At 65.4% G+C, this 21,970-nt stretch carries 24 protein-coding genes; 9 read left to right on the top strand and 15 right to left on the bottom strand.

The genetic code is table 11. The features are described from left to right. From C449_RS08285 to C449_RS08250, 8 genes are all read right to left on the bottom strand, one after another. Positions 1 to 868, bottom strand: an 868-nt coding sequence (locus tag C449_RS08285; protein WP_006077537.1) for an isocitrate/isopropylmalate family dehydrogenase, incomplete at its 3' end; no start/stop codon positions are given. Further along, complete coding sequence (gene leuD, locus C449_RS08280; protein WP_006077536.1) at positions 861 to 1,514, bottom strand: 3-isopropylmalate dehydratase small subunit; 654 nt, start codon at positions 1,512 to 1,514, stop codon at positions 861 to 863. The genes C449_RS08285 and leuD, both read right to left, overlap by 8 nt. Continuing rightward, complete coding sequence (gene leuC, locus C449_RS08275; protein ID WP_006077535.1) at positions 1,511 to 2,938, bottom strand: 3-isopropylmalate dehydratase large subunit; 1,428 nt, start codon at positions 2,936 to 2,938, stop codon at positions 1,511 to 1,513. The genes leuD and leuC overlap by 4 nt, the downstream gene beginning before the upstream one ends. After that, positions 2,935 to 3,285 (bottom strand): hypothetical protein, encoded by a 351-nt coding sequence (locus C449_RS08270; RefSeq protein WP_049913978.1) that lies wholly within the window; start codon positions 3,283 to 3,285, stop codon positions 2,935 to 2,937. Before C449_RS08270 ends, leuC begins: the two co-directional genes overlap by 4 nt. A gap of 16 nt (positions 3,286 to 3,301) precedes the next feature. Then, positions 3,302 to 4,351, bottom strand: coding sequence for a ketol-acid reductoisomerase (gene ilvC / locus C449_RS08265; RefSeq protein WP_006077533.1), 1,050 nt, complete (start codon positions 4,349 to 4,351; stop codon positions 3,302 to 3,304). Next, positions 4,348 to 4,977 carry an acetolactate synthase small subunit gene (ilvN, locus tag C449_RS08260; protein WP_006077532.1) on the bottom strand — a complete coding sequence of 210 codons (630 nt, stop codon included), beginning with the start codon at positions 4,975 to 4,977 and terminating at the stop codon, positions 4,348 to 4,350. The genes ilvC and ilvN overlap by 4 nt, the downstream gene beginning before the upstream one ends. Then, positions 4,974 to 6,833 carry a biosynthetic-type acetolactate synthase large subunit gene (ilvB, locus tag C449_RS08255; RefSeq protein WP_006077531.1) on the bottom strand — a complete coding sequence of 620 codons (1,860 nt, stop codon included), beginning with the start codon at positions 6,831 to 6,833 and terminating at the stop codon, positions 4,974 to 4,976. Before ilvB ends, ilvN begins: the two co-directional genes overlap by 4 nt. Before the next feature lie 413 nt (positions 6,834 to 7,246). Then, positions 7,247 to 8,497 (bottom strand): LeuA family protein, encoded by a 1,251-nt coding sequence (locus C449_RS08250; RefSeq protein ID WP_049913976.1) that lies wholly within the window; start codon positions 8,495 to 8,497, stop codon positions 7,247 to 7,249. A 301-nt stretch (positions 8,498 to 8,798) separates the two neighbouring features. Here C449_RS08250 and C449_RS08245 point away from each other — a divergent pair, with 301 nt between their 5' ends. The 3 genes from C449_RS08245 (at position 8,799) to C449_RS08235 (ending at position 10,708) form a co-directional block, all read left to right on the top strand. After that, positions 8,799 to 9,248: a ferritin-like domain-containing protein gene (locus C449_RS08245; protein ID WP_006077529.1), complete on the top strand. Its 450-nt coding sequence runs from the start codon at positions 8,799 to 8,801 to the stop codon at positions 9,246 to 9,248. Positions 9,249 to 9,389: 141 nt separating this feature from the next. Then, positions 9,390 to 10,376 carry a bile acid:sodium symporter family protein gene (locus tag C449_RS08240; protein WP_006077528.1) on the top strand — a complete coding sequence of 329 codons (987 nt, stop codon included), beginning with the start codon at positions 9,390 to 9,392 and terminating at the stop codon, positions 10,374 to 10,376. 35 nt (positions 10,377 to 10,411) lie between these two features. Further along, the gene (locus tag C449_RS08235; protein ID WP_006077527.1) at positions 10,412 to 10,708 is read left to right on the top strand and encodes a DUF5779 family protein; all 297 of its coding nucleotides are present in this window, start codon (positions 10,412 to 10,414) and stop codon (positions 10,706 to 10,708) included. A gap of 53 nt (positions 10,709 to 10,761) precedes the next feature. Here C449_RS08235 and C449_RS08230 read toward each other — a convergent pair whose 3' ends face one another. Next, positions 10,762 to 12,513: a GMC oxidoreductase gene (locus C449_RS08230; RefSeq protein WP_006077526.1), complete on the bottom strand. Its 1,752-nt coding sequence runs from the start codon at positions 12,511 to 12,513 to the stop codon at positions 10,762 to 10,764. After that, positions 12,513 to 13,622 (bottom strand): hypothetical protein, encoded by a 1,110-nt coding sequence (locus tag C449_RS08225; protein WP_241430095.1) that lies wholly within the window; start codon positions 13,620 to 13,622, stop codon positions 12,513 to 12,515. The genes C449_RS08230 and C449_RS08225 overlap by 1 nt, the downstream gene beginning before the upstream one ends. A gap of 365 nt (positions 13,623 to 13,987) precedes the next feature. Between C449_RS08225 and C449_RS08220 the strand changes: the two genes are divergently transcribed. Further along, complete coding sequence (locus C449_RS08220) at positions 13,988 to 14,758, top strand: IclR family transcriptional regulator (RefSeq protein WP_006077524.1); 771 nt, start codon at positions 13,988 to 13,990, stop codon at positions 14,756 to 14,758. Positions 14,759 to 14,926: 168 nt separating this feature from the next. Beyond that, entirely contained in the window at positions 14,927 to 16,402 is a 1,476-nt protein-coding gene (locus C449_RS08215; RefSeq protein WP_006077523.1) for a class I adenylate-forming enzyme family protein, read from the top strand. Positions 16,403 to 16,423: 21 nt separating this feature from the next. Here C449_RS08215 and C449_RS08210 read toward each other — a convergent pair whose 3' ends face one another. Next, positions 16,424 to 17,104, bottom strand: coding sequence for a VOC family protein (locus tag C449_RS08210; protein ID WP_006077522.1), 681 nt, complete (start codon positions 17,102 to 17,104; stop codon positions 16,424 to 16,426). A gap of 76 nt (positions 17,105 to 17,180) precedes the next feature. On the opposite strand from C449_RS08210, the gene C449_RS08205 reads away from it, so the two are divergent. Beyond that, entirely contained in the window at positions 17,181 to 17,858 is a 678-nt protein-coding gene (locus C449_RS08205; protein ID WP_006077521.1) for a hypothetical protein, read from the top strand. Positions 17,859 to 17,870: 12 nt separating this feature from the next. Continuing rightward, the gene (locus tag C449_RS08200; protein ID WP_006077520.1) at positions 17,871 to 18,329 is read left to right on the top strand and encodes a hypothetical protein; all 459 of its coding nucleotides are present in this window, start codon (positions 17,871 to 17,873) and stop codon (positions 18,327 to 18,329) included. On the opposite strand, the gene C449_RS08195 is transcribed toward C449_RS08200, so the two are convergent. Continuing rightward, complete coding sequence (locus C449_RS08195; protein WP_006077519.1) at positions 18,330 to 18,539, bottom strand: ribbon-helix-helix domain-containing protein; 210 nt, start codon at positions 18,537 to 18,539, stop codon at positions 18,330 to 18,332. It abuts the gene before it with no gap. Positions 18,540 to 18,618: 79 nt separating this feature from the next. On the opposite strand from C449_RS08195, the gene C449_RS08190 reads away from it, so the two are divergent. Then, complete coding sequence (locus tag C449_RS08190) at positions 18,619 to 18,939, top strand: DUF5789 family protein (protein ID WP_006077518.1); 321 nt, start codon at positions 18,619 to 18,621, stop codon at positions 18,937 to 18,939. Here C449_RS08190 and aglJ read toward each other — a convergent pair. The 3 genes from aglJ to C449_RS18300 form a co-directional block, all read right to left on the bottom strand. Further along, the gene (gene aglJ, locus C449_RS08185) at positions 18,936 to 20,078 is read right to left on the bottom strand and encodes an S-layer glycoprotein N-glycosyltransferase AglJ (RefSeq protein WP_006077517.1); all 1,143 of its coding nucleotides are present in this window, start codon (positions 20,076 to 20,078) and stop codon (positions 18,936 to 18,938) included. The two genes, C449_RS08190 and aglJ, sit on opposite strands and share 4 nt — an antisense overlap. A gap of 62 nt (positions 20,079 to 20,140) precedes the next feature. Beyond that, the gene (locus C449_RS08180; protein WP_006077516.1) at positions 20,141 to 20,761 is read right to left on the bottom strand and encodes an NUDIX hydrolase N-terminal domain-containing protein; all 621 of its coding nucleotides are present in this window, start codon (positions 20,759 to 20,761) and stop codon (positions 20,141 to 20,143) included. An 18-nt stretch (positions 20,762 to 20,779) separates the two neighbouring features. Next, positions 20,780 to 20,917 carry a hypothetical protein gene (locus tag C449_RS18300; protein ID WP_006077515.1) on the bottom strand — a complete coding sequence of 46 codons (138 nt, stop codon included), beginning with the start codon at positions 20,915 to 20,917 and terminating at the stop codon, positions 20,780 to 20,782. 192 nt (positions 20,918 to 21,109) lie between these two features. Between C449_RS18300 and C449_RS08175 the strand changes: the two genes are divergently transcribed. Next, positions 21,110 to 21,970: a TrmB family transcriptional regulator gene (locus C449_RS08175; protein ID WP_006077514.1), complete on the top strand. Its 861-nt coding sequence runs from the start codon at positions 21,110 to 21,112 to the stop codon at positions 21,968 to 21,970.

Raw genomic sequence — 21,970 nt, 5'->3', positions numbered from 1 at the left:
CGCGCTCGCCTGCCGCGTCGTGGCCGAGATACTCACAGCACATTGCGGCGCTCAACACCGTCGCGACGGGATTGGCGACTCCCTCGCCGGCGATGTCGGGCGCAGTACCGTGAACGGGTTCGAACAGCGCGCGCTCTGGGCCGACGTTCGCGCTCGGGAGCAGTCCCAGCCCGCCGACCAGGCCGGCCGCGAGATCCGAGAGCACGTCGCCCGCGAGGTTCGGGCAGATCACGACCCCATACTCGGTGGGATCCATCACGAGATGCATCGCCAGCGCATCCATCAAGGCTGTCTCGTACTCCGCCCCGCGTTCGTCAGCGACCGCCGCAGCACCGTCGAGAAACAGGCCGTCGGTACGGCGCATCACGTTCGCCTTGTGCGCCACGGTCACGTCGTAACCGTGCTCTGTGGCGTAGTCGAATCCGAACTCGGCGATCCGCCGCGAGGCCGACTCCGTGGTGACGCGCGTGAGCGTCCGGACGTCTTCGGTGATATCGCTCTCGATGCCCGCGTAGACACCCTCGGTGTTCTCCCGAACGAACACGAGGTCGGTTTCGGGGTGAATCGCATCGACGCCGGGGTACGCCCGCGCCGGGCGGACGTTCGCAAACGACTCGACTGCCCGCCGGAGCGGGATGATCACGTCGGCAGCGGTCTCTCCAGCCGCGCCGAACAGCGTCGCGTCGGCTGCCGCGGCCAGTTCCCGGGTCTCCTCGGGGAGCGGTGTGCCGGTCTCGGCGCGTGTCTCGTCGCCCGCTTCGGCGTACTCGAATGCGAAGTCGCCGACCGCATCCAGTACTTTGACCGCAACCGGAACGACCTCCTTCCCGATCCCGTCGCCGTGAATCACCGCGATCCGGTCAGTCATCGACGTAGGGGAGCGCCCGTGCGGTTTCGTCGACGACGCCAGCGTTCGATCGCATGAGGGCTGTGGTGTCCCACTCACCGTCGACGAGCGCCGTGCGCTGGGCGTCGTCGACCGTGACGTCGATCTCCCGATCGCCGTAGCGCACCGTTTCGGCGGCCACGTCGACGTCGATCATCGCGTCGGGATGGTCCTCGACGAACTTCTGGAGATCGGCGATCGCCTCGGAATCGGCGGTCACGGTCGGAATGCCGAGCGCGAGGCAGTTGCCCGCGAAGATCTCGGCAAACGACTCGCCGACCAGCGCGTCGATCCCCCACCGCTGGAGCGCCTGGGGGGCGTGCTCGCGCGAGGAGCCACACCCGAAGTTTGCGTTGACCGCCATCACCGACGCCTCCTGAAAGCGTTCCTCGTTCATCGGGTGGTCCTTCAGTTCGTCATCGTCGTCGAAGCGCTGATCGAAGAACGCGAACTGCCCCAGCCCATCGAACGTGACGACCTTCATGAACCGCGCCGGGATGATCTGGTCGGTGTCGATGTCGTTGCCCCGGATCGGGACGCCCGTTCCGGAGACGTGTTCGACGGTTTCGACGGGACCGTCTCCGCCGTCCGCGCCGGCTTCTGTAGCGCCGCTGTCGTCGGTGCTCATGCGGTAGGCACCTCTCGCTCCTCGATCTCGCGAACGTCCGTGACCGTCCCCTTCAGGGCTGCTGCGGCCACCATTCGCGGGTTCATCAGCACTGTGCGACCGTCCTTCGATCCCTGGCGGCCAACGAAGTTCCGGTTCGACGAGGAGGCACACGCCTCGTCGCCCTCCAGTTGATCCTCATTCATCCCGAGACACATCGAACAGCCCGCGTTGCGCCACTCGAAGCCCGCCTCGGTGAACACGTCTTTCAGGCCTTCCTCCTCGGCGGTGGCCTGGACACGTTGACTCCCGGGCACCACCATCGCGCGCACGTCGGAGTGGACCTCGCGGCCGGTCACGATCCGCGCCGCGCGGCGCAGATCAGCCAGGCGAGCGTTGGTACACGATCCGAGGAACGCGACGTCGATCTCGTACCCGTCCATCTTCTCGCCCGGCTCGACGCGCATGTGCTCCTGGGCACGCCGCGCGGTGTCGCGTTCGCTCTCGGGGAGGTCCTCGGGCGCGGGGATCGGCTCCGAAATCCCGATGCCCTGGCCAGGCGTCGTGCCCCACGTCACCATCGGTTCGAGCGCGCCGCCGTCGATCGTCACCACGTCGTCGTACTCCGCGTCGGCGTCCGAACGGATCGACTCCCAGTAGGGCTTCAGTCGCTCGAACCTCTCGGGATCGCCCCGGAAGGCGTCGGTCTCGCGGAGCCACTCGTACGTCGTCTCGTCGGGGTTGACGTAGCCCGCGCGCGCGCCACCCTCGATCGACATGTTGCAGACACTCATCCGGCCCTCCATTCCGAGCGATTCGATCGCGTCGCCAGCGTACTCGTAGACGTAGCCGACGCCGCCGTCAGTGCCCAATTTCCGGATGACCGCGAGGATCACGTCCTTGGCCTCGACACCCGCGCCGAGTTCGCCGGTGATCTCGATCTTTCTGACTTGCTGTTTCTCCATCGCGATCGAGCCCGTGGCGAGCACGTCCCTGATCTGGGAGGTCCCGATACCGAACGCGAGTGCGCCGAACGCGCCGTGGGTCGCGGTGTGTGAGTCCCCGCAGACCACGGTCATCCCCGGCTGGGTCAGCCCCTGCTCGGGCCCGACGACGTGGACGATGCCCTGGTCGCCCGTCGTCGGGTCCGAAAAGTCGATCCCGGCTTCGCGGACGTTTTCCTCCAGTTCACTCATCATCTCTTCTGCGGCGTCGTCGCCGTAGGGTCGGGACTGGTCGGCCGTCGGGACGATGTGATCGACCGTCGCGTGGGTCCGATCGGGGTAGGCCACCTCCAGATCGCGCTCGCGGAGCATCCCGAACGCCTGTGGGCTCGTCACCTCGTGGATGAGGTGGAGACCGACGAACAGCTGGGTCTGGCCAGTGGGCAACTCCGCGACCGCGTGGCGGTCCCAAACCTTGTCGTAGAGGGTGCGCTCGCTCATCGAGCGTCGTCGCGACCCTCGCGGCCGCGCTCGAAGACCGGGTTCGCCTCGGTCTCACTCGGCGGCTCGTGGTCTACGTCTTCCATCCGGTCGTCCGTCTCAGCGTCCTGTGTTTCCTCATCGTCCACGGTTTCCGGGTCCCGCTTCCCACCGTCGGACTCGCTTCGCTCGCCCGACGAGGATCGCGAACCGTCGGTTCGCTCACCTCCATCCGCCGCCACCGTCGGGCCGCGTGCGAACACCACGTGCTCGCCGAACGGTCGGCGGGTATGGGGGTCGGTGTGGTCGACATCGCTCATCGTTCGGTTCGTCGCGTCCGTCGTCTGCCGTGTCGTTTCGTTCGTCATCGGTCGTGTCGTGTTCTCAGTCATCTGCTTGGACTCGCTCTGCGTCGGGTTCTTCCTCGCTCGATTCGGTCTCGTCGGCCCACGCGAACAGGTCGCGCAGGCGCTCGCCCACGTCCTCGATCTCGTGGTTCTTCTCGGCTTGCCTGAGCTGGCGGTAGGCGGGCCGGTTGGCCTGGTTCTCCGCGATCCACTCGCGGGCGAACGCCCCGTTTTGAACGTCTTCGAGGACGTTCTCCATGTTCGCACGGGCGTGCTCGTCGACCACGACGTCGCCCTTCGTGAGACCGCCGTACTCGGCCGTATCCGAGACGGAGTCCCACATCTCGCCGAGTCCGCCTTCGTACATCAGATCGACGATGAGTTTCATCTCGTTGAGACACTCGAAGTACGCCATCTCCGGGGAGTAGCCGGCCTCGACGAGGGTCTCGTAGGCCTGCTTGATCAGGCTCGTCACGCCACCGCAGAGCACCGCCTGCTCGCCGAACAGGTCAGTTTCGGTCTCCTCGCGGAACGTGGTCTCCACGACCCCTGCACGGGTGCAGCCGATCGCCTGGGCGTACGCGAGCGCCTCCGATTTCGCCTCGCCGGTCGCATCCTGATAAACCGCGAGCAGACCCGGCGTCCCCTGATCGTTCTCGTAGTTGCGCCGGACGAGGTGGCCCGGGCTCTTGGGGGCGATCATCGTCACGTCCACGTCCTCGGGCGGTTCGATCTGGCCGAAGTGGATGTTGAACCCGTGGGCGAACTGGAGGGTGTCGCCGGCGTCGAGTTCGCTCTCGATGTCGTCGTACACCGACGGCTGAACGGTGTCCGGTACGAGCATCGAGACGATGTCCGCGCGCGCGGCGGCCTCCACAGGAGTTTCCACGTCGAGGCCGTCCTCGCGGGCGGCGTCGCGCGAACTCGATCCCTCGCGGAGCCCCACGACCACCTCGACCCCGCTCTCGGCGAGGTTTTGCGCGTGGGCGTGGCCCTGTGAGCCGTACCCCATTACGGCCACCGTCTTCCCGTCGATGGCGGTGCTGTCTGCGTCGTCGTCGTAGTATATCGTCGCGTGTTCTGTCATGTATCGTGTACCCGTTCGTACCGCTCCTCTTCGGCGTGCGTCGTCCACTCCTCGCCGCGCGCGAGCGCGGTCTGACCGGTTCGTGCGAGCTCGCGGATCCCGAACTGCCGGAAGGCGTCGATCGCGTCGTCGATCTTCTGTTCGTCGCCGGTGATCTGGACAGTGATGGTCCGTGGACCGGCGTCGAGTGTGGTGCCGTCGTACATCTCGGTGACGGCGTTGACCTTGTCCGGCTCCTCGCCGTGGACTTTCAGCACCACGAGCTCGCGGCGCACGGCGTCGTCGCCCAGCTCGCGCACCGAGATCACGTTGATCACCTTGTCGAGCTGTTTTTCGACCTGGCGAACGCCCGGTTCGGGCTCCTCGATCACCAGCGTGACCCGGGAGGTTTCGGGGTTCGTGGTCGTTCCGACGGTGAGGGATTCGATGTTGAACTGCCGGCGCGAGACGAGTCCGGAGATCTTCGCGAGCACGCCCGGCTCGTTCTCGACCAGCGCCGATAGCACTGTTCGCCGCGATTCGGGTTCGGCCGCGACCTCAGGATCGATCCGAATTCCCTGCGCGTTGCGCCGGCCCGACGGTTGCGGACGCTCGTCGGGAGCCGGACCCTGGAGGCCTTCCGTCATAGCTGGTCCTCCGCGAGGACGAACTCGCCGTTCGCGCCGCCGCTCGGCACCATCGGGTAGACGTTCTCTGTCGGGTCGATGTGGGCGTCGACGACCGACGGCCCGTCGTAGCCGAGCGCCTCGCTCACGACGTCCTCAACCTCGCTCTCGTCGTCGGTCGCGTTGATAGTGTACCCGCGCGCGCCGAACGCCTCGGCGAGCGTTTCGAAGTCGGGTATCCACGGGTACTCCGAGGCCATCCGCCGCCCCTCGAAGAAGCCGTCCTGCCACTGGCGCACCATCCCGACCGCCTCGTTGTTCAGGACGAACACCGTGATGTCGAGGTTCTCCCTGACGGCGACCGCGAGCTCCTGAAGCGTCATCAGGAACGAGCCATCGCCGTCGAAACAGACCACCGACTGGTCGTCGTCGGCTGCGAAGCGCGCGCCGATGGCGGAAGGCAGCCCGTAGCCCATCGTCCCGAGACCGTGCGAGGAGACCCACGTTCGGGGCTGGGTGTACGTCCAGTACTGGACCGCCCACATCTGGTGCTGACCGACACCGGTCGTCACGATCGTGTCGTCGGCCGTCGCCGCATCGACGGCCTCGACCACGAACTGTGGTTTGAGGGGTTCGTCCGCCGGTGTGGCGTAGTCCATCGGGTACTCGTCCTTCCAGTCCCGACACTGCTCGCGCCACGCCGTCCAGCGCTCGCCGGTCGCCGACATGTCCGCCGCCCGCTCCTCGGCGAGCGCGTCGTGGACCTGATCGATCACCGTGCCGGCGTCGCCGAGCAGCGGGTAGTCGGCGTGGACGTTCTTCGAGATCTCCGCGGGATCGATGTCGGCGTGGACGATCTCGGCCTCCGGTGCGAACGTCTCGACCCCACCAGTGAGCCGATCGTCGAACCGGGTGCCGACCGCGAACATCGCGTCGCAGTGGGTGATCGCCATGTTCGCGTAGCCCGTACCGTGCATCCCCGCCATCTCCATCGCGAGGTCGTGATCCTCGGGGAACGCGCCGACTGCCGGCATCGTGGTCACCACAGGAATTCCGTACTCGGTGGCGAACTGCCGGAGCTCGTCGCACGCCTCGGCCTTGATCACGCCGCCGCCCGCGAGGATTACGGGGCGCTCGGCGCTAGCGATCGCGTCGGCGGCCGCTGTGACCGCCTCGCGCTCGGCGCGTTCGGGCGGATCGTAGGTTTCGGGCGTGCTCCCCGCGGCTGGTTCCTGCTCGGTCGCGCCGTTCGTCACGTCCTTCGGGAGGTCGACGAGCGTCGGTCCCTGGCGACCCTCGTCGGCGAGCGCGAACGCCTCGCCGACCGCATCACCCACGGTGTCGGCGTCGCTTGCGAAGTAGTTCTCCTTCGTCACCGGACTCGTGATCCCGGTGGTGTCGGCCTCCTGGAACGCGTCCGAGCCGACCATCGCGGTCGGGACCTGTCCCGTGAGCGCGATCATTGGGTCCGAGTCGAGCGAGGCGTCCGCGAGCCCGGTCACGAGGTTCGTCGCCCCCGGTCCCGAGGTCGCGAGACAGACGCCGGGATCGCCCGAGACGATGCCGTATGCGTCGGCGGCGTGGGCCGCACCCTGCTCGTGGGCCATTGTGACGTGGCTCAAATCCGAGTCGTACAGCGCGTCGTACACCGGCATGATCGCGCCGCCCTGGACCCCGAAGAGATGCTCGACGCCGGCGGTTTCGAGCGCGCGCACGACCGATTCCGAACCGGTCGTCACGGGCCGAGCGCCCGCATCGTCCTCGGGGGACGCCGCTTCGGCGCTCGCGTCGTCGGCAGCCATCTCCTCGGCCGTCGTAGCTTCGGCGGTGGCCGGTTCGTCCGCGTCAGGGCGGTGGGTCGGTTGCTGTTCGCTCACGGCACACCCCCTGTTCGCGGTGTGGGTTGTGGGCGATGCGTCTGGCGTGGTCGGGTCGGTCGTGGTGGTTGTTTTCGAGGTCGCTGTCGGTCGTGCATGGATCGCGTGGGAGTCGCGCGTGCTGGTCGCTGTGTGGTCGGTGCAGTAGGGTCGGGGGAGAAGGTGATGTAGGGGGCTACGCCCCTACAATGATCGACACACGCACGCCGACCGCGTCGCTCCGAGGCTGCGGCCCTCGTGCGACGGTCGATCGGAACATCGTACTCTTCCTCTCCATTCCGACGGTAATAACCCTTGCGTGCGCTGCAAGCGTTGCGCCGATCGGGGTCGTGGCGAGGATCGATCGCACCGCCGCTCGCACGGGCTGGCGCTACCCGCTGGTGGTGGGATGGAGCGTTCGAGGCGCGCATGGCTCAGTCGTCGGCCTCCTTTCGGGCGATCTGCTCCGACTGACTGATGCCGACCTCGTGCGCGAAGCGAGTCAAGACGTCCATCGTGACCCGCTCCTTCTCGGCACCGAAGTCCTTCACTCGTCGGGTACACTCGCGCACCTCGTCGTCGGTCGGCTGGAAGCCGGCCTCGACGAGCCGCTCGCGTACCGAATGTTGGCCCGTGTGTTTCCCCAGGACGAGTTCGCGCTCCGCGCCGACCATCTCGGGGGTCATCACGCCCGGCTCGAACGTGTCCGAGTTCTCGATCACGCCCGCGGCGTGGATCCCCGACTCGTGACTGAACGCGTTCGCGCCGACGATCGGTTTGTTGGCGGGGGTCTCGATCCCGCTCATCCCTTCGACGACCCGCGCGATCTCGGTGATTCGGGTCGTATCGATCCCGGTGTCCACGTCGTAGAGTGACTCGGCGCTCATCACGACCTCTTCGTAGGCCGCGTTGCCGGCACGCTCGCCGATCCCGTTCACGCTGACCTGGGCCTGCTCGGCCCCGGCCTCGAAGCCGGCCATCGCGTTCGCGCTCGCCAGGCCGAAATCGTCGTGGGTGTGGACGTCGATCCGGGCGTCGGTGTGCGCTCGGACGGTCTCGATCAGGTCGCCGAAGCGCGTCGGGGTCGCCACCCCGCAGGTGTCGGGGACGTTGATCCAGTCCACGCCGGCCACGGAGACCGCCTCGATCACGTCGATCAGGTACTCTCCATCAGTACGAGTGGCGTCCATCGGTGAGAACATCACCTCGACGCCGGCTTCCTTCGCGCGCTCGACCGCCTCGACCGATCGTTCCTTCATTTCCTCGCGGCTGGCGTGCATCGCGTCCTCCAGTTGGACGTCGCTGGTCGATGCGAAGACGTGGACCATCTCCACGCCGGCGTCCAGCGCGACGTCGACGTCGCCCTCGACGACGCGTGCCAGGCCGCAGGTTGTCACACTCGTGCTCGCGGCGATGTCGCTCACGGCCTCGAACTCCGCGTCGGAGTTCACCGGGAACCCGGCCTCGATGACGTGAGTTCCCATCTCGTCCAGCGTTGCGGCGATCTCGCGCTTGTCGTCGTAGCTGAACGAGGTGCGTGGCGACTGCTCGCCGTCACGTAGCGTCGTGTCGAAAATTCGAATCTTATCGACTTCAGTTGTGGATTCCAGTGTGCCCTGGAAGAACTCGACCCGCCGGGGTCTCCGACGTGTCCTCCGTGTCCACGTTGTGGTGGGACATTGCAGTCGACTCCGATGCGCATGGTACTGATAAACCTGTCGCTCCGCCACACGCCGGGGGACGGCCCGTGCGACGGTCGATCGCAAAACCGACAGCAGTCAACGGATACCATTTGTCGGCAATTCCTTATACGTCTCAATATCAGGCGTGACGAATCACCACGATGCGATCGCTATCGAAGCGCCGTTTCTTCCGCGTATCGGGAGAATCGAGGGTGGGTTTCGCTCGCGCGCGCTTCGTCGGCGCGGCGACGTGTGTCGGAGGTCGGCAGCTACACTGAAGTTCTCGGGGCGTGTAGCGGGTTCCATGACGAGCGACGAGGTGACCCGGCTGCTCAAGGTGGCCTACGGCGACGAGATCGAGACCGTGATGAACTACCTCACCAACTCCATCGTGCTCGATGGGGTTCGCGCCGAGGAGATCAAGGAGAGCCTCGATGTGGACATCGACGAGGAACTCAATCACGCCCGGATGCTCGGCCAGCGGCTGAAACAGCTCGACGAACGCCCGCCAGCGTCGGCCGATTTCGAGATGCACCAGGAAAGCCTCCAGCCACCGGAGGATTCGACGGACGTGCCTGCGGTGATCGATGGAGTCCTCGAAGCCGAGGAGGACGCCATCGAAACCTATCGATCGCTGATCCACGCCGCACGCGACGCCGACGATCCCGTGACCGAGGACATCGCAGTAACGATCCTCACCGACGAGGAGGCCCACCTGACCGAGTTCCGCGGGTTCCGGAAGGAGTACGCGTAACCGACGCGGGCGAGGACTTTTATCGGGGCGTGGTGACGGCCGTGGTATGTCCGACGACATCGATCGTGTCGATGGATCGTCTCACACACTCACGTGGCGGGACCGCCATCTTGTCCATCCCGTGAGCAAGGAGGTGAGAACGTGAGCGTGCTCGATCGTCTCGAACGGATCGGGGAGTTCGCGAGCACGTACTTCGTGGTCTGGGTGGTGCTGTTCTCGGGTGCGGCGCTCGCCTCGCCAGCGACGTTCACCTGGATCGAACCCTACATCACGCCGTTGTTGGGCGTCATCATGCTCGGGATGGGGCTGACGCTCCAGCCTGCAGACTTCACGCGGATCGCAGAGCGCCCGCGCGACGTCGCGATCGGTGCAGTCACCCAGTGGCTCGTGATGCCGGTCGCGGCGTGGGCGATCACGGTCGCGCTCTCGCTTCCGCACGAACTCGCGATCGGCGTAATCTTGCTGGGTGCCGCACCGGGCGGCACGGCGTCGAACGTGATGACGTATCTCGGGAAGGGCGACGTCGCGCTCTCGGTCGCGATCACGACCGTGACGACGATCGCCGCGCCGGTCGTGATGCCGGCGTGGGTCGTCGCGCTGGCCGGCGAACAGCTCCAGGTCACGTTCGCGGAGATGTTCACGAGCATCGTTCAGGTCGTCCTGCTCCCCGTGATTGCCGGGTTCGTGCTCCGGATCGTCCTCGACCGCTACGCGCCGCGGCTCGCGGCGGCGGGTCTCTCGATCTTTCCCGCAATCAGCGTCGCCGCCATCGTCGCCATCGTCGCGGCGGTCGTGGGGCTCAACGTCGAGAACATCCTGACTGCGGGCGCGGTCGTGTTGCTCGCGGTCGTCGCCCACAACGCGATCGGCCTGGGTGCTGGCTACGGCGTCGGGCGCGCGAGCGGAATGAGCCCCGAACGGGTCCGGGCGTGTACTTTCGAGGTCGCTCTCCAGAACAGCGGGCTCGCGGTCGCGCTCGCGACGGCGTACTTCAGCCCGCTCGCCGCGCTCCCGCCCGCGCTGTTCAGCGTCTGGCACAACGTCACCGGCCCCGCGTTGGCGACGTACTTCTCCCGGCAGGCCGTCCGGACGCCCGATTCGCCGCGGGCGGAGCCGGCCGACGACTGACGGAAGCGTTTTCTTCGACCGCGGTGAGACCCAGTATGAGCGAGTTCGATCTGGATCTCCAGACGATCGAATCCGAGATGGACGTGGAGGACGCCGACGACACCGGCCGGGTGGTCCTCGGGGTGCTTGACGGGCGGACGTCCGACGAGGAGTGGGTCGCGGAGGTCGACGACGGCGCGGTGCTCGTGCTCGCCGTCGAGGGCGACATGAAGCGTCTTGCGGCCGGGTTCGCGCCCGACATCCGCGAGATGGGCGGCGAGCTCATCCACTTCCGACGCTTTCTGCTGGTCACGCCATCCGGCGTCACGATCGACACCGATCGATTGGATTGACAGCGAGACGGATCGGTGTTCTTCAGTTCGATAAAACCGGACCGGAGCCGAACTCAGAAGTAGAGTTCGGCGATCTTGTCGGCGGTCCGTAGCGCGAGCGCCTGGCCGCTGTTGGTCGGGTTCGGGCCACCGACGCCGTTGGCCATCGCCGAGTGGTCGGCGACGAACAGTCGGTTGACGTTTTTCGCCTCGGCATTCTCGTCGAGCACTTCCCCCATCCGCATCGACGACTGCATGTGGAGGAGCAGCGGCGGCCAGTCACATCGGTGGACGTGGTCGGCTCCCGCCTCCTTGTGGATGTTCGCCGCGATTCTCGACAGCTCGTCGCGCTTCGCGTCGTCGTCGGGGTGTGGCTCCCACTTCACCTTCGGAACCGGGCCGTGCTCGTCGCTGAAGGTGTTGTCGAGCGACACCCCATTACTCTGGCGCGGGAGGTCGTCGGTGAGGATGAGCAGCGCCTTCGTCTGCTTGTAGTTCGACATCCGACGCTTGAGTTCCTCGCCGACGACGTATCCACGGGTGTCCCACGGTTCACTCGGATCGACCTCGGTGTCGAAGCTGTAGCCCGCCTGGCTGAACAGGTAATCGGCGTAGGAGACCAGACCAGGACTCATTCCGATGTCCTCCATCCCACCGACGCCGGGCTTGTCGAAGCGCACTGCCGAGTTCTGCCCGACGTAGGGATCCATGTGCTCGACCTCGGGGTTGATGTCGGCGACCGTCTCGTCGTCGTAGACGCCCACGACCCAGTCGAACCAATGAGTAGTGAGACCCTTGCCGACCCAGCCGTCGTCGGGGAGTCCTGCGTTGAGCCACAGCCGGGGCGTCTCGATGCAGCCACCGGCGAGCACGACCGTATCGGCACTGACAGTCTGGGACTGACCGGACCACGAATCACGGAAAGTCACTCCGGTGGCTTCGAGCGTGCCCGCACCCTCATTGGTCTCGATGTCGGTCACGTAGGCGTTCGGCCGGAGCGCGACGTTGCCCTGACTGTCGTTTTTGTTGGTGTCGAGAGCGCGCGGCACGTAGCCCACGTTGCTCGATTTTCGAGCTTTGTCCCGAACAGGGGCGTCGACGGGTGTCGAGGAACCCTGGAAGTGGTCGCCGACGAGGGTATCGCCGCGGAACCCGTCGTCGTAGGAGAACGACCCCTCGTAGTCGGCGTCGAGAGGTTCGCCGGTCGCGGTCTCCCGACCGGGGACCTCGACGGCATTGGCCTGCGGCCGCCAGCCCGTCTCAGTGACGTTCTTGCTCTCGATGAGCGGGTAGAGGGCATCTGCGCCCTCGATGAACACCTCCTCTTTGGCGGTCATCGGTGCCTGCTGGGTGCTCGTCAGCTCCTCGTTCAGCTGGTAGTACGGAACGAGCTCCTCGTAGTCGAACGGCCAGTGGGGCTGGTCGTTGAAGGCGGTCGGATACCCGCGCGGATGGTTAGAGAAGTAGTGCAGCGACGTGCCGCCCACAGCTCCAACCTGCCAGATGAAGGCGTTCTGGTGGAGGTTGCGGAACCACGGTGCCCGCGAGTGGTCGGCCGGACCAACCCGCAGGTAGCCGTAGGTGGGGTCGTTCGCGTCGGCCTCGCGATGGGTGAACTGCTCGTCGAGCAGCTTGCCATCCAGATCTTCGGGGTCGGTGCTGATTGTCCCACCGGAATCGGCGTGCGGCTCGGGCCACTGTTCGTTGCCGTGCCACGGGCCACCTTCGAGGAGAAGCACGTCCACGCCGTGATCGTGAGCGAGTTTCCACGCCGTCGCCGGGCCGTCCGCACCCGCACCGACGATCACCACATCGGGGTCGTTCATCAGGTTCCACCCCCGATGCCCTCGATGACGTCGTCACCCTTCAGGTCGCTCGGCAGATTCAGGTTCTCCACGTCGGGGTCGGCGAAGCCGCCATCGACGGCGTGCCGCCAGTTCGCGGCGTAGCCGTCTGCCGGGCCGGGATAGCCACTCTGTTGCCGGCTCTGGACCTCGCCGGCCGGCGTGGACAGCGATCGCTCGGTCGGGTTGTTGGTCTTGGTTTCGCCAAGACCGGACCACTCGGTGTAGTAGCCGAAGCCGTGCAGGCCATTCACAGCCATCACGACGTACTTCAGGATGCCCACGTCGGGCACGAGCGGCGAAAGCAGGTCGTCGAGTCGGTCTATCGCACTACCGTCGACGATTGTCCAGAGACAGCGCAGACGGTCCTCGGGCGAAAGCTGGACGAACGTGCCACCGGCGGGGAACTTGCTGCGGTCGCGCTTGATCGCGTCCTCGTTCTCCCCGCGTGCGATGAACTCCGCGGCGACGATGTCGAAAACGAGCGTGAACGCCGGCGCGTAGGGGTAGTTCTGCACCACCTGATGGGTCGTCTCGTTGGCCGTCTCGACGAGGAGTTCGAACTCGGCGGGACCGGACGAGGAGGTAACGTCGTCGGCAAAGGAGATGTCGTAGCGCTCGACCGGCCCGAACGTGAGGGCCTCTTCGAGCGCGTCCCCGTCCAGGTCAAGCAGGTCGCCGAGGTCGAGATCGGCGAGGTCCAGCACGACATCGAGGGGAGAATCGGGACCGAGCAGGCCACCGAGGTTGGTCAAATCGAGCACCGATTCGAACATCTCCAGTGGCATCTCGGCGTCGGAGGGACCGTCGAGCAGCCCCTTCTCGGTGACCATCTCGGCGCGAATCTCCTGGAAGTGGTTGAAGTCCCAGACGAGGAACTTCTCCAACTCGACGTCCAAGCCGCCGGGAACGTGCTCCGGCCCGAGTTCGCTTTCGAGCTGCGGCGTGCGGGGCACGATGGCGTCCACGATGGAGCGGTACGTGTCGAGCGTGTGCGGGTCGCTCGGCACCGAGTCGTTCAAAACGTCCTCCGCCTCTGCGATCGTCGCGCCGGACATGGACAGCGCGGCGAGCCCGCCGATACCCTTCATCACCCCACGTCGTGTAGCTGCTGTGTCGTTTGCTTCGTTCATTATCGATCGTGTTTCCTTCTGCAGTTCCGGTGATGGTAGCCCCATAGATAAGATTTTTGTTGATTATTCTAGTACGTTCGTTCTGGTTCCGAGGCAAACCGATTTGAAGACGATAAAAGTCGCCTACTTAGTGCGTTTTCGCCGAAAAAAGTCACTAGAATATGGAAGGAAATTATAGTGAGATACGATGTGCTAAATGCCCAAAACAAAAGCATACAGTCATATCAAATATTCGTAATTTGCTTTTACTTGTCCGATCATCACGTCATGATCTATCCGGTATTACCGAACAAACTAAGCAGGAACGGAGCCAGACATTCTCCATGACATCCTATCCCGTCGCAGCGGTCAAGCTCTCTCACGACGTCATCGAGCTACTCGTCGACCGAGGAAAAGCCGGAGTGACCGAGGTCGCCACGGCGCTGGACGTTCCCAAGAGTACGGCCCACGATCATCTCCGGACGTTGGAGCAAGTCGGAGACGTGGTCAACGAGGATGGAGCGTACCGACTGAGCATGCAGTTCCTTCACGTGGGTGAGATCGCCCGCAACCACCACGATCTGTTCGTTCAGGGCCGCGAGGAGACGCTTGGCTTGTTCGAGACCATCGACGAGCGACACCACGTCCAGCTGGTCACGGTAGAACACGGCCGCTGTGCGCTGTTGCTAGCGTCGCGCTGGCAGCGAGAGACCCTTTCCCAGCAGGCGACGACGTATCCACGTCACGCACACCTCCACACGAATGCGCCGGGAAAAGCGATCTTCGCACATCTCGACGAGGAGAAAGTCAAACACGTCCTCGCCGAACACGGGCTTCCGCCGCGAACGCCCGCCACGATCACCGACGAGACCGATCTCGCTACCGAGCTGGCGCGGGTCCGCGAGGACGGCTACGCAGTCGACGACGGGGAACTGATCGCGGGTATGACGGGCATCGCCGCACCGATCGTCACCGACACCGAGGTCCACGGTTCCATCGCGGTCTACAGCACCACCGACCAGTTCACGACCGATCCGCGGAACTCCGAACTCGTCGATACAGTGCGAGAGTCTGCCGACGAGATACGGGCGAACCTCATCTTCGCACGGGAGTGAGGGTCGGTTCGGAACGTCTTCGTGACTCATCTGTCCGGTATTGCCGGACAAAAATCGGCGATCGGTAGCACCGTTCTGTCTTGCTGACACGGAATATAGTTGTGGGTTGTGTTACGTATCAACGAAGGCGCGAAAAACATTTGCCAACACGTACCAAACAGGAGGAACGTGAACTTCGCCAACTACGCCGACGCCGCGGCGCGGAACGCGCCGGAGGCGTTGGCGGTCGGCGACCGGACCCGATCGCTCACGTTTCGGGAGCTCTCCGAGCGATCGGATCGTGTCGCCGATGCGCTGGAGCGGCGCGGCGTCGAAACCGACGACCGAGTGGCGGTCGATATGCCGAACGGCGTGGCGTTCGTCTGTGCCTATCTCGGCACGATGAAATGCGGGGCCGTCCCGGTACCGGTCAACACACGATTCACCGACCAACAGACTCGGTACGTACTGTCCGACAGCGGCGCGGTCGGCGTCGTCACCGCCGATCGTCGGAACGCGGATCACGGAGGCGAACCGACGACCCACGCTTACGCCGATCTCCTCGACAGAGGTGCGTCGGAGTACGACGTGACGCCCCGGCGATCCGAGGAGTTCGCCGAGTTGCTGTACACGAGCGGGACGACCGGCGCACCGAAGGGCGTCTATCACACCCACGGCAACCTCGACGCGAACGCCAACGGCTTCATCAACTACAACGAGTGGAGCCGTGAGGACGTGGCGTTGACGGTGTGTCCCTGTTTTCACGTCACTGGACTCAACGTCACCACGACGCCGTTCATCGCTCTGGAGGCCGAAAATCACCTGCTCGAAACGTGGGACATCGAGGCCGCACTGACCGCGATCGAACGCCACGGCGTCACATACGCCTTCCTGATCCCGACGATGGTCGTCGAACTCCTCGATCACGAAGGCCTCGACGAGTACGATGTCTCCAGTCTGCAGGCGCTCGGCGTCGGTGGGTCGCCGATGCCGAAAGAGCGCATCGACGAGGTCGAACGAGTACTGGGCTGTACGCTGCTCGAGGGGTACGGCATGACCGAGACGACGCCGCTGTCGGCGTTCAATCACCCCGGACCGGAGGGGCACAAGCCAGGCAGTGTCGGCCGGCCGGCAACCGAGGCGGTCGCCCTCCGTATCGAGGATCCCCGAACCGGCGATGCGGTCGAGCGCGGCGCACGTGGGGAGTTGCTCTGGCGCGGCGACACGGTCACGCCGCGGTACAACAAGCGCCAAATCACCGAGAACAACTTCGTCGAACGCGACGGGGAGCGGTGGCTCGCATCCGGCGACATCGGGTGGATGGACGAGGACGGGTTTCTGTTCGTCGTCGATCGGATCGAGGACATGTTCACGACGGGATGTGGGGACGTTTCGCCGCGCGAGATCGAGGAAGTGATCTACGAGATCGACCCCGTCCAGAAGGTCGCGATCATCGATACGGTGGACGACGTCCGTGGAGCGTCGGTGACGACGGTCATCAAGCGTCGCAGCGAGGGATCGGTGTCGGCAGCCGAGATCAAGCGCGCCTGCGAGGCGGAGCTGGAAAGCCACGAGGTTCCCGATCGGGTGGAGTTCGTCGACGAATTTCCACTCACCGCGACCGGAAAGATCGATAGAGAGAATCTCCGGGACCGATTCGGGTAGCTCGTCCGAGCGACCGCCGGTTCAGACGAACGTCAGGAAGTGACCATCAGGGTCGCGCACCCGAATCCCCTCGTCGGTGGGCTCCACGGCTGACACCCGATCCTCGACCCGTTCGAGCGCCGTCTCGGGGTGGCCGACGCCGAGCCCCAAGTCGACGTGGACGCCGCCGCGTGCGTCGGCGATGCCCAACTGGGGCTCCCAGAGTTCGAGAGCGAACGGGCCGGCGTCGAGCCGAACCCGCCGTCGCTCGCTCCCGCGATCCATCACGTCCATCCCGAGTGCCGTGTAGAACACCTCGGCGCGGTCGAGGTCCTCAACTTCGAGGACGACCTCGAACACGCCGAGCACTCCCGTCCCCGACGCCTCTGACTCGCCGAGTTCGACGCAGTTGCCCTCTGTGTCGTAGAAGTAGAGCGAGCGCGCGCTGCCGAAGGTGTGCTCGTCGAGCTCGAAGGGTTCGGCGAGCCGGTCGTACCACGCGTCGTACTCGGCGGCAGGGATCGAGAGCGCGTAGTGGGTGTGGAGGCCGCCGCGCGGCAGGGCCGTGGGCCGACGGAGCACGAGGTCGGTGTCGCCGACGGCGAGTGCGATCTCGTTCTCGCGCTTCGTGACGGTATCGAGATCGAGATGATCACGATAGAACGCGCTCGCGCGGTCGAGATATTTGACTTCGAGGGCGAGCCACTCGATCGTCGTGATCATGCGGGGCGAACGGTGCGGGTGCGTATAAAGTCACACCCACCGACGCGCTCATGCGCCGCCGGTCCCAAGCGGATCCATGTCGATGAAAGGCTCCGGCCGGGCCGCGTATGACGAAATCGATCGCTTCGACGGCGGCGTCGGCTGGATCGCCTACCCCGACGAGCGGATGCAGCGCGCGAGCCACGCCCTCGCGACCGACGATGGTGTCTGGCTCGTCGATCCGGTGGATGCAGCGGACCTCGACGACCTCCTCGAAGAGTTCGGAACGGTCGCTGGCGTCGTGCTCTTGCTCCCCCGGCACAAGCGCGATGCGGCGGAGATCGCGCGCCGACACGACGTGTCGGTTCACGTCCCGTCGTGGATGACCGGCGTCGCGTCGGAGCTCGATGCACCCGTCGAACGGTTTTCGAGCGAACTCGGCGAGACGGGCTACCGGCTCCGGAAGATCGCAACGCCGCTGTGGCAGGAGGCGGCGCTGTATCACGCCGACGAGGGGACGCTCGTGGTCGCGGAAGCGCTCGGCACTGCGGAGTTCTTCCGGACCGGCACCGAGCGACTCGGCGTCCATCCGGCGCTGCGCTTGCTCCCACCACGCCGGTCGTTCCGGGGATTCACGCCCGATCGTGTCCTCGTCGGTCACGGTGCTGGCGTCCACGAGGACGCAAGCCGGGCGCTGTCCACGGCACTCGACGGCTCGCGCCGGCGTGCGCCGTCGCTGTACGCCAAGACCGCGCGGCTGTTCCTCTCGGGGTGAGGTAGCTGGATTATGTCGCACGCCGATCGGCCCGACGACGTGGTGTACGCGACTCACGGCCTCGTCGAGGCACTGCTGGAGTTCGCTCGCGAGGCCGAGCCGGAGTCGGTAACGATCGGGCTCGCGGTCACGCCGGCGGGCGACCTCGAAGTCGAGGGTCGATCCACGACCGAACCGGATCTCCCGCCCGAGACGCCCGTGTTCACACATTTCTACTTTCCGGAAGCAGGTGGGTCGGTATCGGCGGTGTTCGGGATGGATCTCGGCACACCCGCGGGCCAGACCCAGGGACGGTTCGTCTCGCACCCCCAAGGAGGCCTCGAACTCACCCGCACCGACGACCTCCACGGAGTGGTGTTCGTCGCGGTGCCACCGTGGGAGACCGATTCGCTTGCGGTGTTTTCGCGCGACGGCACTCGAAAGCCGCTCGAACGTCTCGCCGGTGCGCCGCCGGCGGAGTTCCCGGAGTGACTACTGGAGGTAGCCGAGGTCCTGGAGCTGTTCGGCGATCTCGTCGAACTGGGCCTCGGTGAGTTCGCCCTGTTGTTGGTGTTGGATCACAATGCTCCGGAGCAGGAATCGCACGAGGTCGCTGGTCGACTGGAAACTCGTCCCCTCGATGGTCTCCTCGACCCGATCGGCGAGGTCCTTCGGGATCGAGACGGTGGTGTAGTCGGTCATCGTTCGAGAAAGCGGGGGCTGGCGGATAGTCGTTGGGTTGGGACACAGGACTTTCATCGCTCGACCGGTATGGCCGGGTATGGCCGCACGACCCCCACAGGACGACGCCGAGGAACCCGACACCCTCGCGTTCGGGATCGCCGCGCTCGACGACCGTCTCGACCGTGCCGATCTCGTCTTCCCCGCCGAAAACGACGAGATCGTCCGGACGCTCGGCGATCCCGACGTGCCGTACGATCCATCCGGCCGCTCGATGGCGCTTTCTACGGCACTCGAGCAGGTCGAGCGGGACCGCTTCGACTCGGAGGGCGCGCTGCTCGACGCGCTTCATCCCGTTTTCGAGGAACGGCGTCAGTCCGGACCCACAGGACTCCTCGATCGGCTCCGATCGCTGTTTTAGCCGCTCGGCCGTTCGCCGTCCGTTTCCGGCTCGACGGCCTCGCTCTCGCCGCCGTCGTTTCGTGCGTGGCGACTCCGCCGACGGTCGTCTCGCGGTTCGCCACGCTCGGAGACCAGGGGCCGGTCGGCACTCGACTCGGTGTCGGGATCGGTGTAATCACCGGATCTCGACTGCGTGCGCGGTGCTGACGACGGCGGACGGTCGGCGCGACGGCGACCGACGAGCTCTTCGAATCGCCGGGTCTGCTCGCGGTTGATCGCGAGGATCATGTCCGAGAGCACGCCGAACATCACTAGTTGGACGCCGACGATGATCGCAAAAGCCGACGCGACCGCGAGCACCTCGTGGGAGATCCCAAGCGTGATCCACTCGATGGCGACGTACGCAGCCACGACGGCCCCCACGAGCCCCGCGAGACCACCCGCACTACCGAAGTAGAAGAGCGGGTTGTTGGTCTTCGCGAGCCGGTAGAGCGTCAGGAGGATCTTCCCGCCGTCGCGGACGGGTCTGAGATTGGTCTCCGAGCCGTCGGGACGCGCCCGATACCGGATCGGGACCACCGTCGTCGGGATCCCGCGCTTGACACACTCGACGGCGAGCTCGGTCTCGATTCCGAACCCCTCCGACGAAGGGTTACATCGCTCGAAGGAGGCGGTCGTGAACGCGCGATAGCCGCTCAGGATGTCACCGAGATCGCGGCCGTGAATGTACTGGAACGCGCGGTTGATCAGCCGATTGCCGACGCCGTTGAGCCGAGTCATCGCGCCGTCGGCCATATCGGCGTATCGATCGCCGATGACGTGTTCGGCCTCGCCGCTCAGCAGGGGCTCGAGCAGCGCGTCGGCGTCCTCCGGTCGGTAGGTGCCGTCGCCGTCGAGCAAGAGGACGTACGGCGCGTCCGCGCGGGCGACACCCTCTCGAACCGCCTGACCTTTGCCAGCGCCGCGGCCGTGGCCGGACTGGGTGAGGACGCGCGCGCCGTGCTCGCGAGCGATCTCCCGCGTCCCGTCGGTCGAGTGGCCGTCGACGACGAGCACGTTCGAAAAGCCGCGATCACTGAACGCCGCGATGACGTCGCCGATGGTCGCGGCTTCGTCGTATGTCGGGAGCAACACACAGACCTCGCCGCGATCGACCATTTTCCGGGGTTCGGCGGCGCGCGCGCAAAAACCTTTGTTACCGCTCCCGATCGATGGTCGCTTCAGCTATCGAGCCACGTTTCGCGTGCGTCAAGCGCGTACCGACGAGCCTTGCCGTGCCAGACTGAGACGTTCTCGATATCGCGATAGCTGACGGTGTCGCTTTCCCGTGATGTTCGTCGTTCTCCCCCGGTGATCTCACACCGATAGAGGAGCGTGACAGCGCCATGTGGACCGTAGGCGTCGGGTGCGTCGATCCAATAGGCGTCGACTAGTTCGGCGATCCGGGCGTCGAAACCCGTCTCCTCACGTAGCTCGCGGACCGCCGTCTCCGTCGGCGGTTCACCGGACATCGCGTGTCCACCGGGGACTGCCCACTTACCGTTGTCTGCCCGTTCGATCAGCAGGATTCGACTATCGTCGTCGAAAACGGCGGCCGTGGCTCCGATTTTCGGCGTGATAGCCCCGAACTCCTCGACAGTAAGCCGTTCACGGACGTCGTCAGGCGGCAGCTTCAGCGTCTTGCCGTACCACTCGCTCACGAGGTGGAGTATCCGCTCGTAGCGCTCTTTGTCGTAGGAATCGTGCGGGTCGCCGTCGTAGGTCAACCCGTTCCGCGCGATGATCCGGAGTTCATCGAGCAGTGGAAGGACGTTTGTCGCCTCTCCGTCACGTTCGGTCATACGGTCGTGAGAAGCGTCTCAGTCGTCGGCCGCCCGCTGCTCGCTCAGATGCTCCCAGATCTCGGTACACCCGCAGCCGTCCGCGACGCCGTCGAGATGTCGGTCGTCGGACGTTTCTTCCGACGCATCGTCCTCGGTGGGTGTCTTCGATCTCATGGTTACTCAGCTTTCGAGTAACCAGTAACTACCCGGTCATATATATCTTTCCCCAACACGAACCATCCGTTGTCTCAGCAGAACGTCGCTCCGAAAGCTGTCGTGGACGCTCGGTGGTAGTCGTGTGATCAGTTCATAGCCGTTTCACTGCGCCTCCGGCAATGTTACAATCCCGACCGGCGAACCGGCGTCATGACCGACACCGATCCCACTGGAACGCTCGATCGGGTGGGCCTCACCGAGTACGAGGAGGCTGCGCTCACCGAACTTCTCACCCTCGGACGGACGACCGCGCCGACGCTCGCCGAGGCCACTGGCATCCCGAAGGCGCGGATCTATGGCGTGCTCGACGCGCTCGCTGACCGTGGATTCGTGAAAGTAATTCCCGAGCGCCCGAAACGGTACCAGCCCCGTTCGCCCGAGGCGATCCTCGATCGCGCGGTCGAGAACCGTCGCCAGGACTACGAAGGGTTTCGCACCGACCTCGACGACCGCCGTGAGGCGTTCCTCGCAGAGTTCGAACCCCGGTACGAGCGATCGAGCGAGGACGTCACGCCCGCCGAGGAGCTGTTCTCAGTGGTCGACGTCGGCGAGCCGAGCGAGTCCGAAACCCGACGCCTCTACCACGAGGCAGTGCGCGAGCTCCGGGTCATCTCGAAGAGTTTCGAGTATCTCGACACCGTCGCGCCAGCGCTCGCTGACGCACTCGAACGCGGGATCGATGTCGACGTACTCATGCTCCACCCCGACAACCTTTCTGACTCGAACGCCACGACTCAGGCCGACATCGTCGAGCGGTTGCAGGACGAATTTCCCGACGTTGGGCTTCGCTTCAGCACCGAGCAGCTCCCGTGGCGAGGCACGCTCGCCGATCCGAGCAGGGACTACGAAACCGGCACCGCAATCTTGCTCGTTCAGGAGGACGAAGTCCCGAACCACCTACGTCAGGCCGCGATCACCGAAAACGGATCGTTCGTCGCAGGGCTCCAACGCTACTTCGAGTTGATCTGGGAGTACGAGAGCGAAGCGGCGTATCCGGGGACCGAGCCGTAG

This window comes from Halococcus saccharolyticus DSM 5350 (assembly GCF_000336915.1).
GTDB lineage: Archaea > Halobacteriota > Halobacteria > Halobacteriales > Halococcaceae > Halococcus > Halococcus saccharolyticus.
The sequence above is the reverse complement of the archived record's forward strand: the minus strand, read 5'-3'. Positions and strand labels throughout refer to the sequence as shown.